The 13,233-nt window shown below is 61.9% G+C and carries 17 protein-coding genes and 1 riboswitch; of the genes, 4 read left to right on the top strand and 13 right to left on the bottom strand.

The window, feature by feature from the left end:
- Nucleotides 1–14: 14 nt before the first annotated feature.
- The 3 genes from ACZYHG_RS18175 to ACZYHG_RS18165 are packed head-to-tail and all read right to left on the bottom strand — an operon-like array spanning nt 15 to nt 2,752.
- On the bottom strand, nt 15–992 hold the full coding sequence (locus ACZYHG_RS18175) for a PfkB family carbohydrate kinase (RefSeq protein ID WP_464609734.1): 978 nt from the start codon (nt 990–992) through the stop codon (nt 15–17).
- The gene (locus tag ACZYHG_RS18170) at nt 989–2,023 is read right to left on the bottom strand and encodes an ADP-ribosylglycohydrolase family protein (RefSeq protein ID WP_464609733.1); all 1,035 of its coding nucleotides are present in this window, start codon (nt 2,021–2,023) and stop codon (nt 989–991) included. Before ACZYHG_RS18170 ends, ACZYHG_RS18175 begins: the two co-directional genes overlap by 4 nt.
- Nucleotides 2,024–2,026: 3 nt before the next feature.
- A complete protein-coding gene (locus ACZYHG_RS18165) occupies nt 2,027–2,752 on the bottom strand; it encodes a GntR family transcriptional regulator (RefSeq protein WP_464609732.1) in 726 nt (241 codons plus the stop codon).
- Nucleotides 2,753–2,939: 187 nt separating this feature from the next.
- On the opposite strand from ACZYHG_RS18165, the gene ACZYHG_RS18160 reads away from it, so the two are divergent.
- From ACZYHG_RS18160 to ACZYHG_RS18150, 3 genes are all read left to right on the top strand, one after another.
- Nucleotides 2,940–3,197 (top strand): hypothetical protein, encoded by a 258-nt coding sequence (locus tag ACZYHG_RS18160; protein WP_464609731.1) that lies wholly within the window; start codon nt 2,940–2,942, stop codon nt 3,195–3,197.
- 209 nt (nt 3,198–3,406) lie between these two features.
- Nucleotides 3,407–3,700 (top strand): hypothetical protein, encoded by a 294-nt coding sequence (locus ACZYHG_RS18155; RefSeq protein WP_464609730.1) that lies wholly within the window; start codon nt 3,407–3,409, stop codon nt 3,698–3,700.
- Nucleotides 3,701–4,049: 349 nt separating this feature from the next.
- Nucleotides 4,050–5,120, top strand: coding sequence for a sensor histidine kinase (locus ACZYHG_RS18150; protein ID WP_464609729.1), 1,071 nt, complete (start codon nt 4,050–4,052; stop codon nt 5,118–5,120).
- A gap of 5 nt (nt 5,121–5,125) precedes the next feature.
- Here ACZYHG_RS18150 and ACZYHG_RS18145 read toward each other — a convergent pair whose 3' ends face one another.
- The 10 genes from ACZYHG_RS18145 to ACZYHG_RS18100 all read right to left on the bottom strand — a co-directional run bounded on the left by ACZYHG_RS18145 (nt 5,126) and on the right by ACZYHG_RS18100 (nt 12,595).
- Nucleotides 5,126–5,611: a pyridoxamine 5'-phosphate oxidase family protein gene (locus tag ACZYHG_RS18145; protein ID WP_464609728.1), complete on the bottom strand. Its 486-nt coding sequence runs from the start codon at nt 5,609–5,611 to the stop codon at nt 5,126–5,128.
- 16 nt (nt 5,612–5,627) lie between these two features.
- Nucleotides 5,628–5,801, bottom strand: a complete 174-nt coding sequence (locus ACZYHG_RS18140) for a hypothetical protein (protein ID WP_464609727.1) — start codon at nt 5,799–5,801, stop codon at nt 5,628–5,630.
- A gap of 265 nt (nt 5,802–6,066) precedes the next feature.
- Nucleotides 6,067–6,231, bottom strand: a complete 165-nt coding sequence (locus tag ACZYHG_RS18135) for a DUF3309 family protein (protein ID WP_080680761.1) — start codon at nt 6,229–6,231, stop codon at nt 6,067–6,069.
- Between the two features lie 192 nt (nt 6,232–6,423).
- Nucleotides 6,424–6,972 carry a hypothetical protein gene (locus ACZYHG_RS18130; RefSeq protein WP_464609726.1) on the bottom strand — a complete coding sequence of 183 codons (549 nt, stop codon included), beginning with the start codon at nt 6,970–6,972 and terminating at the stop codon, nt 6,424–6,426.
- Nucleotides 6,973–7,319: 347 nt separating this feature from the next.
- Complete coding sequence (locus tag ACZYHG_RS18125) at nt 7,320–7,946, bottom strand: hypothetical protein (protein ID WP_464609725.1); 627 nt, start codon at nt 7,944–7,946, stop codon at nt 7,320–7,322.
- Between the two features lie 479 nt (nt 7,947–8,425).
- On the bottom strand, nt 8,426–9,253 hold the full coding sequence (locus ACZYHG_RS18120; protein WP_464609724.1) for a methyltransferase family protein: 828 nt from the start codon (nt 9,251–9,253) through the stop codon (nt 8,426–8,428).
- A gap of 120 nt (nt 9,254–9,373) precedes the next feature.
- On the bottom strand, nt 9,374–10,390 hold the full coding sequence (locus ACZYHG_RS18115) for an ABC transporter substrate-binding protein (protein ID WP_464609723.1): 1,017 nt from the start codon (nt 10,388–10,390) through the stop codon (nt 9,374–9,376).
- A complete protein-coding gene (locus ACZYHG_RS18110) occupies nt 10,383–11,135 on the bottom strand; it encodes an ABC transporter ATP-binding protein (RefSeq protein ID WP_464609722.1) in 753 nt (250 codons plus the stop codon). Before ACZYHG_RS18110 ends, ACZYHG_RS18115 begins: the two co-directional genes overlap by 8 nt.
- On the bottom strand, nt 11,132–11,947 hold the full coding sequence (locus ACZYHG_RS18105) for an ABC transporter permease (RefSeq protein WP_464609721.1): 816 nt from the start codon (nt 11,945–11,947) through the stop codon (nt 11,132–11,134). The genes ACZYHG_RS18110 and ACZYHG_RS18105 overlap by 4 nt, the downstream gene beginning before the upstream one ends.
- 39 nt (nt 11,948–11,986) lie before the next feature.
- On the bottom strand, nt 11,987–12,595 hold the full coding sequence (locus tag ACZYHG_RS18100) for a YkoF family thiamine/hydroxymethylpyrimidine-binding protein (RefSeq protein WP_464609720.1): 609 nt from the start codon (nt 12,593–12,595) through the stop codon (nt 11,987–11,989).
- Nucleotides 12,586–12,699, bottom strand: a riboswitch (TPP riboswitch). (Overlaps the previous gene by 10 nt.)
- Before the next feature lie 195 nt (nt 12,700–12,894).
- Between ACZYHG_RS18100 and ACZYHG_RS18095 the strand changes: the two genes are divergently transcribed.
- The gene (locus ACZYHG_RS18095; RefSeq protein WP_464609719.1) at nt 12,895–13,215 is read left to right on the top strand and encodes a hypothetical protein; all 321 of its coding nucleotides are present in this window, start codon (nt 12,895–12,897) and stop codon (nt 13,213–13,215) included.
- Nucleotides 13,216–13,233: the final 18 nt, after the last annotated feature.

The raw sequence follows: 13,233 nt of genomic DNA, 5'->3' as shown, positions 1-13,233 counted from the left end.
GCTTCCCGGGCTTGTCAGGCTGTCTGATGGGCCTTCTTTGTCTGGCCCTGCACGCCGGTCGCGGCGGCCTGGCACAGGAAAGTCTGGATTTCCACGTCGGTTGGCGCCGATGAACCGCCATGGCGGGTAACCGAAATCGCCGCTGCCGCATTGGCGTAGCGCGCAGCCTCGAAGGGCGTGATCCCGCGCGCCAATGCGCTGACGAAAGCGCCGATATGGGTGTCGCCGGCGCCATTGGTGTCGATGGCGGCAACCTTGAATCCGCCGATGGTCTGCGCCGTGCCGTCGGCCAGCCTGACATGGCAGCCCTTGGCGGCGGAGCGGATGACGACACCGGTAGCCTGCGGGCAATGCTCGGCAAGCAGCCAAATAGCCAGGGCCTCGACATCACCGTCACCGGCGATTTCGGCGGCTTCCGTGGCGTTGCAGCTGAGCCACGTCGTGCGCGCAAGCACCCGCGACAGGACAGGACGCGGAATGTCTGAAATGACCGGCGTCGGGTCGAAGACAAAGGGAATGTTTGCCGGCAGCGCCTCGATCCAGTCGGTGAGCACTTCGCGGCTGTCGGGATAGCTCAGCGTATAGCCCGAGGTGAACACCCAATCGTCAGGCGCGACCACCACCGGCGCCATCATGTCGAGGCTGAGCACACTCTCCGCGCCGGGCCACGAGACAAAGGTGCGTTCGGCATCGCTTGAGATCATGGCAACGCAATTGCCGCTGTCCATGACGGACGATGGCGGCGTCAGCGTCTCGATGCCTTCCGCAGTGAAAGCAGCGCGCAAAAAATCGCCGTTCGGTCCACGGCCGAGCTGGCCGCCGAACACCACCGTCATGCCGGTGCGGGTGGCAGCGACCATCATATTGAAGCCGCCACCGGCGACCTGGGCAAAGCTCGATGCCGTTTTCTCGGTGCCTGGCGCCGGCAAGGCGTCGATACGGTAGACATAGTCGACCACAGCACTGCCGACATGGACGAGACGCCCGCTCATGCCGCCGCGTCCTTGCCGGAACCGGCTTTCACCACCCTTGCCGCCACGAGGTCGCCCGCAAGCGCACGAACCTCCGACATGTCGATGCCGACGAGCCGGGCGACATGCTGCTGCGGCAACCGTGAAAAACCGGTGCAGGCGCCAGCCATGCCGGCCGCGATGGCACCGATCGTGTCGGTGTCGCCGCCGAGATTGGCGCTGATGACCGCGGCTTGCCAGGGATCGCCGCCGGCGACTTCCAGCACCGCGAAGGCCGCCGGAACGGATTCCTGACTGGCAACGCCGGTACCGACCAGATCGGTGATCAGCCTTATCGCGTCCTTCTTCACCTTGCCGCGCACCAGGTCCTGCGCCCAGACGATGCGCGCGGCGATGTCGCCACCGGTCACCCAATGGCCAAGCGTCGCCCCTCGTCTGGCCGCGGCGACGGCGCTGTCGGAGGCAGCGCGCCAGTCACCACCGGAGACGCCACGGCTGACGGCGGCCGCGACGGCGGCGGCAGAAGCTATGGCGATCGACGTGTTGTGGGTGGCCCGGCAGGTCTCGGCCACCTTGGCAACGAATGCCTCGAGCGGCTCCAGCGGCATCAGGATGCCGACCGGCGCAATGCGCATGGCCGCGCCATTGGTGTCGCCGCTGCGCCCTGCTTCTTCCGCCGGCACGCCATTGTTGATGGCGTCGATGGCACGCTTGGTCGACGGCCCCAAGAGATCGTAGCTGCCGCGCGCCTTGACCTGGCGCTCCCAGTCAAGCAGCGCGTTGACCCAGCGCGCGTGGTCGAAGCGCTCGCCCGATTCGACCAGAATGCGGCCGAGCAGCAGCGCCTGTTCGGTATCGTCGGTGATGGTGCCGGCCAGCAGTCCCTTCGACACCGGATGGCCGGCGAAGGGCGCGATGAAATTCTCGACATGGCCGTAGAGCTCGGCAATCCGGGCCGGCGACAAAAGCTGCGTCGGCATGCCGAGCGCATCTCCCAGCGCCCCACCGACAAGCGCGCCGATAGCGCGATCGAGCATGGTGTTGTCCGGCATCGCTCAAAACCTCATATGCAGCGCGAAATGCGCAGGGTTGAGCAGGCTGGTGACATATTCGATCGGCCGGTCATCAGCGGCGCGGGTCAGCCGCCGTCCGCGCAGGAAGGGCGTGCCTTGCGGGCAGCCGAGTATGGCCGCATCCTCGGCATTGAGCATCTCGATGCCGACCCATTCCTCGCCATGGTCGGGAATGAGGCCGGCGCCGCGCAGCGTCTGGTGCAGCGACCCTTCGCGCAGGCCGCGCAGCGGCACATCCTCCAGCTCCGGCGACAGCGGCAGGCGGCTGCGCTCGATGGAGATCGCATGGCCGTCGCTGGCATTGGTTCGTACGCGGTCGACAGCGATGAAGAACGGGCTTTCGATCCCCAGCAAGGCAGCCAGATCGGGGTCTTCGATGACCTCCAGCCGCAGCGTCCGCGTCTCGGCATTGGCGCCGGCATTGGCCAGCGCCCGCGACCAGCCGATCGAATCGTCGACCGGCTTGCCGTCGAAGGTGACGAAGGAGCCGATGCCGACCTTGGTGGTGATAAGCCCGCGGCTGGACAGTTCCTCGAGGCCCTTGCGGACGGTGTTGCGGCTGACGGAAAAGCGCTGGACGAGCTCGTTCTCGCTTTGCAGGCGGTCGCCGAAACCGAGCACGCCGGAGCGGATTTCATGTTCCAGAACGGTCGCGATCTGCTCGGGCTTGCCCGTGCCGGGAGACAGTTGAACTACGCGCCGCTTCATATGCGTACCTGTTCAGTGAACCTGTATAGTCCTGTTCAATATACGGCGACAAAACGCGAGTCAATCAGATGCGGAAGACGGCTCAAGCAGGCAGCGAGCTCCAGAGATCCCCGCAAAATACGGTGGCAAGCCAGACAGCCGACCCCTTGGTCCGGTAGTGTGATAGGTTCCGCCTTGAAGGAGCACCATGTCCCATTCAACAGAGCATAAAAACCCCAAGCTGATCGTCGTGGTCGCGTTCGATCGCGGCGATGACGGTGAATTGTTTCCGGCCTTCGGGCCCGCCGACCAGCAGAGCGAAGACCGCGCCATACGCACCGCCCGAGGACTGGCGGCGAAACATGTCGGTGTCATCGCCTGGAGCCGCGATGCCGACCCGACAGTCGGGGACTACGGCCCGCCAACCACGCTGTTTGTCAGCGGCGACGTCCCGGACATGGAGTGATCTATTGGCGCCAGGATCTGGCACGCACCCATTGTCGGCGACCAGGCTATAAACATCGCCACAGCCCAATTACTCGACGGCATCCCAAGCAGAGTCGAAAAAATAAAATGTGGTTTTAATATATATTCATCCAAAGGAACTGTTTTCTCTCGACTCCGTTTGTCTGCAGGTCGTTTATTCCAATGACCTCTACAGAGAGGAATTTCCAGATGAACTTCAAGATGCTCACGATGGGCGCTATGGCGCTTGCAATGATGACTGGCTCGGCGCTCGCAGGCACCAGCACGGGCACGTCAGCGCTCGATGATCCGGCAAAGATGTCGCCGTTCTTCACCGATGCCGGCATGAAGACCATGAAGTCGGAGGCGGAATTCAAGACTGCCTGGATGGCCATGAAGGAAGAAGACCGCGCAGGCATGATGAAGGAATGCGGCGACAAGGCCATTGCCAAGTCGCATGACAATTTCTGTAAGATGACCAAGCAGCTCGGCGGCGCGAACTGACGCATCGGTTTGGGCACATGCCTGAACAGAACAGCTGGAAGAAGGCGGGCTAGGTGCTCGCCTTTTTCTATTCGATGGCAGCAAAAAACCCGCCGCCTCCCCCCGAAGGCAACGGGTTCCTCGCGCGACCGGTGAGGGCATCCGAAAGACCGGCCGCCACGAACGGATCATCGATCGCACCACTAACGATGCGCCGTCATTCAAATTTGACATAGCAAACTGCAATCAGCTGAGACGGGACGGATCATCACACCGCCGTGCCCTCGGATTCAATTCGCGACAACGGTCAAGCAAAGGTATAGGGCTGGTGCTTGGAGTGGCAAAACGCTGCTCGTCTGGCTTTGCGCCCATGTTTCAACCCATCGCGAATATCGAGGATGCGCAGACGCTGGCGCAGGCGATCGTCAATACGATCACCGAGCCGTTTCTCGTGCTTGATGAGAAGTTCCGCGTGCTGGCCGCCAGCCGTTCCTTCTACAAGACATTTGAAGTCGATCCGGAGCAGACCCAGGGCACGCTGCTCTACGCGCTCGGCGACGGTCAATGGGACATTCCCGCCCTTCGTGTGTTGCTGGAGACAATCATTCCCGAGAAGACCGCGATGGACGGTTTCGAGGTCGAGCATGATTTCCCGCGGATCGGCCGCCGCACCATGCTGCTCAACGCCCGCAAGGTGCTTTACGATCACAGCTCGGCGATCACCATCCTTCTCGCCTTTAACGACATTACGGTTCGCCGTGTCATCGAGCGCGAAAAGGAAGAATTGCTGCGCCGCACCGAGGATCTGCTTCAGCAGAAGGACGTGCTGTTGCGCGAAATGGAGCACCGGGTCGCCAACAGCCTGCAGATCATCGCCAGCATCCTGTTGCTAAAGGCACGCTCCGTCACCTCGGAAGAGACGCGCCAGCATCTCAAGGACGCCCACCAGCGTGTTCTGTCCGTGGCCGAGGTGCAACGCCACCTCCACACCTCTGTCGGCATCGACGAGATCGATGTCGGCTCCTACCTGCCGAAACTGTGCAGCAGCCTCGCCTCATCCATGATCGGCGAAGCCCAGCCGATCACGGTCAATGTCACGGCCGAAGGCGGCAGAATGGATTCGCAAAGGGCGGTTAGCCTGGGGCTGATCGTCACCGAACTCGTCCTCAACGCCATCAAATATGCCTTCCCCAGGGAGAAGGCCGGCGCCTGTATCCAGGTGACGTTCGAGACCGCGGGCAGTGACTGGAAACTGACGGTATCGGACAATGGCGTCGGCAAGATCGCCAACGACTTGCCGAGCACCGGTCTTGGAACAGCCATCGTCGAGGCACTGGTCAGACAGCTGGAGGCCAAGGTGGAAACGATCAGCGACACCGACGGCACCAGCGTGTCGGTGACCCGCGCGACTTTCACCTCGCGGGTACCGCGCGCTGCGTAAAACCGCTACCACGAGGCCTGCCTTCCGGATATCGCCTCGATCCTGATCTGATAAAAGAGATGGCTGCCTGTAACTGTCGGGGCATGGTCCGGTTTCAGCGCGCCTGGTTCCCACCAGTTCGCGTGCGCGGCAAGAAGCGACCAGGCAAATCTGCGGTCGACGTCTACCGGGGCAATCATCCTTTCAACACCGGCGGCACTGTCATCCAGATCAGGCCCTTTGGGCAGTTCCTCGAAGAGTCCGTCCACGACGACACTCTTCCAGCCATTGATACCGCCCACATCATCGACCTGAAGGCAGACATGGGGATTGGCCTGCATCCACTCGACCTTCCTGCCGGGAAGCGAGAAACTAAAAATGGAATCATCTCCGAAGGCAAAATGAATTGGCACCACATAGGGGCTGAGGTCGCGCACACAGGCCAGCCGGCCAAGGCGTTGCGTCTTCAACAGGGCAATGCAGTCCTGCCGCGTCATCTCCGTGACGTTCATCCGGTCCTCTTTCCCTTCAGATGCGGCGATCAATACGGCTGATGCCCTTGATGGCCTCGGCTTCCGCGATGCCGATCAGCGCGTCGATACCCTGGATGGTCTCTATATGGCCGCGAGCCGCCACCATCCGCCGCAGGAGGTGAAGGTCATCGCGAATTTCGCACAGTGTCATTCTGAGTGTTGCGGGCATTGGGAAGCCTTCCGCAACTCAACTGTCTCGAAGGCGGTTCCCTGGCTCAAAGCAAAGCCCGCTCCGGTAAGCCGGGGCGGGCCTTGGAGGAGGATGAAGGGGTGGGACCCTCTCCTCTTGTTTCCACGGGGGGTGTGGACCGCAATAACCATACGAGAGTCGCGAAGAATTTTGGATCACAAGCCGGCTTGCTTCCATCACAATCCGGTGCATTCCCTTCGTTCAGCGGTCACGTGATCGCGATTGTCCCATGGCTTGAGAGCCGCTAGATCCGCCCTAACACGACAAGGACGATAATGATCAGCAGCACAAGCCCGAGGCCGCCGCCGCCGTAATAGCCGGTGCCATAGAACGGCCCGCCGCCGAGACCGCTGAAGCCGCCCAGCAGCGCGATGACAAGAATGATGATGAGGATGGTGCCGATGCTCATGGTGTTTTTCCCGCTCCTGTAGGCGCTGACACGCCGGTTTGAACATCGTCGCATGCGATGTTTCGAAGACGAGAACGTTCGAACAGCCTTACCGTTCCGCGTGATTATGAAGAGGCGCGCGCACGCAGACCGTTCGCCGGCAAAATGAAGGCCCGCCACCTTGCGGCAGCGGGCCTCATGACGTTTACCGCCTTAGCGGCGCGCGATCAGCAGGCAAAGCTGCCGCAGGTCGCGGTCGTAGCCGCCTGAACTGGCCAGCACGTCGACGCAGCGCTTCTTCATCCGCGCCACTTGGCTGTCCGACATCTCGGCGACGACGCCTGGCAGGCCAGGCTTGCTGGGGTTGGACGGGTTGCTTGGCGTGCTCGGATTTGTTCCGCTCACACCAATGCCGACACCGGCACCGACGCCTTTGCCGATACCGACACCCGCGCCGACGCCAACACCGTTTTGGCCCCCCACTGACGCACCGAGGCCTGCGTTGACCCCGTTGTTGCCACCGATGCTGGCTCCTGCGCCCGCATTGACGCCATTGCCGCCACCGACCGATGCACCGGCGCCGGCATTGATACCACCGCCGCCGCCAACTGAAGCACCAGCACCGGCATTAACGCCGCCACCACCGCCGACCGAAGCGCCGGCGCCAACGCCAATTCCGGCGGCGTGCGCCGGCATGCATAGAACGGCCACGACAGCACTGCCCGCGAGGATCTTGGAAAGTCTTTTTGCGATACCAAACATGAGTCTCTCCCTGGGTTGTTTCGAACAAACCGGACTTGAAAACCGGCTGTATGACCAACCTTCGGTCTCTATCATTGGTTGCTAAAATACATTTGACAACCTGTGGTACAGTTACCCGCATACCGGCCAATTCGAGACAATTGGACCCATCGAGAGGTATCAGCGAATAGGCACCAAATCCGCAACCTTCAAACGGATCGACAGCCTGGCAACAGCGTCCGGTTTGCTAGAATATCGACAACAGAAAGCCCGCCGAAATGGCGGGCTTTCCGACCGGCCGGAGGCCAGGAGAGTGCCGTCAAAGCCTCACGGCTGGTTGTGCACTTCCGATCCCGGCACTCTTAGCCTCAGCGGCTTGCGATCAGCAGGCAAAGCTGACGCAGGTCGCGATCATAGGTGCCGCTATCGCTGAGCACGTCGGCACAGCGCTTCTTCATCCGCGCGATCTTGCCATCCGACATCTGAGCCACCACGCCTGGCAGGTTAGGATGGCTGGGATTGCTCGGGTTGCTGGGATTGGACGGATTGCTCGGGTTCGACGGATTGCTGGGATTGGTTCCGCCGCCGATGCCGAGGCCGACACCAACACCGATCCCGCCCGTGCCGCCAACATTGGCGCCGAGCCCAGCGGTGACGCCGCCTGCCCCACCGACATTGGCGCCAGCCCCGGCATTGATGCCATTGCTGCCGCCAACCGAAGCGCCGAGCCCGGCGCTGACGCCGTTCGAGCCACCGACATTGGCGCCGGCTCCGGCGTTGACGCCACCGCTGCCACCGACGGAAGCACCGGCACCGGCACTAATGCCGCCGCTGCCACCGACCGAGGCACCGAGGCCGGCATTGACGCCGCCGCTGCCGCCAACCGAGGCACCGACCCCAACACCGAGCCCTGCGGCATTTGCCGGCAAGGATAGAACGACGACTATTGCACTACCTGCCAACACACTGGCGACTGTTCTGATGGTAAAAGCCATAACACTCTCCTGTTGTCGTTGCGCTAAGGCAGTCGGCACACGGCCGATTGCAAATCCAGCTACGCAGAAGAAGAGATTGAGTTTCGCATCGGCCAATGCAGAATAATCTGATGGTATTAATTGTAGAAACTCGCAAACGACAATAATAATAAATGTATACTTCAATTGTAAAAAATATTATTTGGAAAATAGCCGAATAATCGATATATCATATTCATGTCGAAGAAAAACGATTTTTCGTCCTCAGGCGCCTTTGAACGGGCCGGTCGTCGGCTGTGACTCTTTGTGGTGAGGTGTCGATAGGGATGGGACCACTCAGCGGTGGCCTGGAGATGCTCCAAGGGCGTGATGGAACGGCAATCGCTCTCGTCAGGGGCGCGATATCATCAATGCCGCGGTAATCGGCACAGGGCTTGGAAGGGTAACTGCCTAAATCGGTCGAAGCCACGGCCGCCTTGTTTCTGCCGGCCGTGCTGTTTTCAGAAAACCCGGAACAACAGCCTGTAGGGCACGCGCTTCATATAGTCGCGATATTCGGGCAGCGCGGACAGCAAAGCCTCCTCGCGCAGGATACGATACAGCTGCATATAGGTGATGACGGCATAGACCGCGAAATTGTGGAAGGAAAAGGCCGACAGCAGGAAGAGAATGTGTCCGGCAAGATAGCCGGCATAGATCGGGTGCCGCACAATCCGGTATGCGCCGCCGGTCATCACACCACGATTGGCAGGCAGGATAGCAAAGGAGCGGCCCAGAGAAGCCTTGCCCCAGATGACGAACAACAGCGCCAGGATCTGCAGCGGCGCGGCAATATCGACGGGAACAAATGCTGTGCCGGGCTCCAGGCTGATCAGCACAACTCCGAAACTGGCGGTGATGGAGACGATGACCGTGAGCGGATTCCAGTCACGCGTGACCGGGCGCCGCGACAACAGCAGCCAGGTGAAGGTAAGGATCTCGGACATCGCCGCCAGCGCTGCATTGAGCCGCGTGGGATCCTCCAACAGCTGGTGTACGCCGCGATAGACAAACAGCCCCGCGCACGCCAGGGCGCAGGCGCGAAAGAAACCTTCGCGAAGATCGACCAGGATCTCGCGCTTGCGCGCTTCGGATATCGCGACCTGATCGGAGCGCGACAGCGTTTCACTTTTTGGCATGAGCAAGGCAAACACCCCGGTGGTCCTCAGAGGAGGACCATTGCATGCAAGCATTGCCGGGCGGTTAACCGGCAAGATCGGAATGATGCCAATCGGAATCTGCGTCGGGTATGCGATCATGCTCGGACATTGTCGGGCGCGGGCCTGCAAGACACGAAGCCGGACCGGGGAAGCCAAGGTCAAACACAAATGGGCAGCGGCTACCACAAGAACGCCGCGGCCCTGGGCGCGAGCGACCTCGCAGCTTGCCTGGACGTCGGAGCACCATGCCTAGCCTAGAGTTGAATTGCTGAAATACTTCGCGAAATCCGGGCGCTGCGTCAGCACTTTGCCGTCAGCATCGCGCAAAATGCCGGCGGTGAAGAGATAGTCGCCGATCGCGTCCATCTTGGCCGAATCCATCGTGCCGATGGCGCCGTTTTTCCCGCGCAGATATTGCCCGTCGATCAGCGCCCTCAGCGACGCCTCGATCAATGCCGGATTGGTCAAGGCATCCTTGTTGGCGGCGATCAGCAGCGCGGCGGCTTCCCCGGGATGATCGACGGTGAACTGATAGCCGCGGCGCGTTGCCTGGACGAAGGCCGACGCCAGTTCCGGGTTTGCCTGGAGATATGCTTCGCTCGACGAGATCAGCGTCGTGTGCTCGTCGGGCACGCCATAGTCGGCATAGACGAAGCTGCGCTGCATGATGCCTTTGAGTTCGGCCTCCACACCCTCCCAGGTCGAGACCTCGAGCGTGAAGTCGACCGAGCCATTGGCCAGCGCCTCGTAGGCGGAGGTGCCGAGCGTCACGGTCTCGAAATTGCCCTTGCCGCCGTCGTGACGGATGATTGTCGAGATCAGCGCGTTTTCCCAGGCACCGCCGAAACCGCCATAGGTCAGGCCGTCAAGATCCCTGGGGCTTTTGATTTCGCTGCGCGCGGCATTGAACACCACCCTGCCGGTTTCGGACTGCACCACCGCATACACGCCCTTCAAATCGGCCCCGGCGGTTTTCTGGGTGAACAGGCTGATGGTGCCGTTGATGCCGAAGTCGGCAACGCGGTTGGCGACCAGCGTGCCGGCACCGGTATCGCTGTAGGGCAGGATATCCACCTCGAGGCCGGCCTCGCCATAGAACCCTTTGTCACGGGCGACGAACAACCCGATGTGGTTGGTGTTGACAGTCCAGTCGAGAGCGACGGTGACTTTTTGCGTTGCCGCCAAGGAGCGGCTTGATCCGGTAACCAGCGGAAGGCCGCTGGCAAGGGTAAGCAGCAAGGCCTGCCGGCGCGTCAGGTCAGTCATGGTCATGTCCTTTGGATGGTTGAGGGTTGAGCAAAATGTCGAGGATTTCGGCCTCGAGCGCGGCGGCGCCCGTCGGATCGTGCGGGCGCGGCAGCGGCACCCGGATCTCACGCAGTACACGGGCCGGGCGTGCCGACAGCACATAGATGCGGTCGGACAGGAACACCGCCTCGCGCACATCATGGGTGATCAGCAGTGCCGTCCAGCGATGCTCCCGCCACATCTGTTCGAGCCAGCGCTGCATGGCTGTGCGCGTCAGTGCATCGAGCGCGCCGAATGGCTCGTCGAGCAAAAGCATGTCGCGCTGCTGCACGACGGTGCGCAAAAGCGCCGCGCGCTGGCGCATGCCGCCCGAAAGCTGCGCCGGGAAATGCCGCTCGAAGCCGGCAAGCCCGAACTCGGCAAACAACGGCGCAACACGTGCCCGCGCTGCGTTGCGTTTGACGCCTTGCACCTCGAGCCCGAGCGTCGCGTTGTCGAGGATGCGCCGCCACGGCATCAGTGCATCGCGCTGCGGCATGAAGGCGAAATGCCTGCCATGGTCGTCGAGCGGCGCACCGTCGAAGAGCATTTCGCCCCCGCCGTGCTCCGCACCCGTCAGAAGCTGGAAAAGCGTCGACTTGCCGGCGCCCGAAGGCCCAAGGATCGAGACGAATTCGCCGGCACCGACGTTGAGCGAAATGTCGGCGAGCACATCGAGCCCGCCAAACGCCTTGCGCACGTGCCGCAATTCGAGCCGGCTCATCGCCGCGTCCCCTTTCGCGTAGGCTGCCGGCCGGCCCGCTCCCAGGGCATGGCGAGGCGCTGCAAAAACACCGTCAGCCCAAACAGGATGAGGGTGAGCGCGGCACTGACACCGACGGCGGCCAGCACCAGATCGGGGCGGAAATTGTTCTTGGCGTTGAGCATGTAGATGCCGAGCCCTTTGGCCGCGCCCGCATATTCGGCGAAGATCGCGCCGACCACGGCATATGTGATGGAGATCCGCAGGCCGGCGAAGAAATAGGGCAGCGCCGAAGGCAGCCGCGCCAGCATGAAGACGCGCCAGCGCTCTGCCCCCATGGCGCGCAGCATCTGGCCGATCTCGGCCTCCGTCGCCTCGTAACCCTGAACCAGAGCCACCAGCATCGGAAAGAAGGTAACCAGCGCCACCAGCAGGATCTTCGGCATCAGCCCGAAGCCGAACCATAGCACCACCAGCGGCGCGATCGCCACCAGCGGCAAGGTCTGGCTGACGATGAAGACCGGAAACAGCGCGCGCCGCAACGGCCGGAAAAAATCGACCAGCATTGACAGAACGAAGGCGGCGCTCAGCGAACACGCAAAGCCGATCAGCGTTGCGCTGATGGTGGGAATGGCGTTGTCGATCAGCGCTTCACGATTGAGCATCGCCTGTTGGAAGACGCGTGACGGCGCCGGCAGGATCGTCGGCTTGATGCCGGAATAGGTGGCGTAGAGCTCCCACGCCGCAAGGAGCAATCCAACCGAGAGGACAGCGGGTATTGCCTTGGCAAGGGAACCCGCGAACGAGCGCAACGCGACTGATGATGAGACCACGGGAATAACCTTTGACGGGTCGCGCAGAAGCGCCGCCGGCTAGACAGCCGACGGGCTATTGGCCGAGACCGTGACGTCGAGGGTTACGTGGCCGGCCCCCGGCCCGAAGCGGCAGAAGGCCTCATTCAGCGCCGAAAAGATCGCGCCCGTATCGCCGCGCAGTTTGGTGCAAAAATTCTTGGAGCGATCATAGACGCCGGACTGCTTCAGGAAATCGATGCAACCATAGATCTCGTCCATGTGGTCGCCGATACCCATCACATAGAGCGAGAACTGCGCCGCCGCCGGCTGGCCGGTGGCGGCAGCATTGCGCACGGCAGTGATGGCGGCTTCCTTGCGGGGGCCAAGCGGCCCGACAGGCCCGCCAAGAGTATCGGTGCGGCAGATCGGATCGTCCGGCTCGCCCGGGCAGCCGCGCGAAATGGTTGCCGACAGCACGCAATGCTTGCCGCTGCGCGCCGCCGCCACGAACAGGTCGCGCAAAGCCGGGAACAACACTTCGGGTGGCCCGACCAGCAAGGTCGAGATGTCGTCGGTCTCGATCCTGAGCCTGTCCCGCCAGGGATCGAGCGCACCGAGCGCGCCAAGGATGACGCCGACGAAATCGTCGGCCATGGGATATAGGGAAATCTGTGCGCCTGAAAACATCGCCCGCCTCGCTCCGCTGGTATTACCCAGATCAGCTTCTAGGGTCTGTGGGCTTGCCGCCCCCGTCTCAGCCCCGACCGTACGGAGCACCCCTGTGGATGGGCGCGTTAAAGCACCATTCGGTCGATCGGGAAAGCATTTTTTTCGAGCCTCTATGCCGAAAGCATTTCGCCAAGTCTGACGTTGGATGCGAACCGGGCACCGCCTCAGGACGTCGAATTTTATCGGGAACTTTCATCGGCCCGAGAGGTTGTCTCACCAGTCGCGAAGCGACGAATTCACAGAAATGGAGACAGACCATGTTCATGAAAATCCTCGCAGCTTCGGCTTTCACCGTTGCTCTTGCCACGTCCGCCATGGCGCAAAGCACAGGCGCGAATGGCGCTGATGGAAGCGGCAGCGGCAAGTCCGTGACGGTAGACCCGGCCACCCCTGCTTCGCCCAACACAGTTGACCCCAACAACGTTGACTCGTCGGCGACCAACAGCACGACCACTGCCCCCGGTGATATGAATTCCAACGCGGACAAGAATTGTCCGACCAACCCGCAGGGCGCGCAGTCCGATGCCAACGGCAATGCGACGGCGCCAACCGTGAATGACAACAACTGCGGCAAGTAAGCTCACTACCAAGCACTG

Source organism: Mesorhizobium subarcticum, from assembly GCF_055456085.1.
This window is presented reverse-complemented; position numbering and strand designations above follow the sequence as displayed.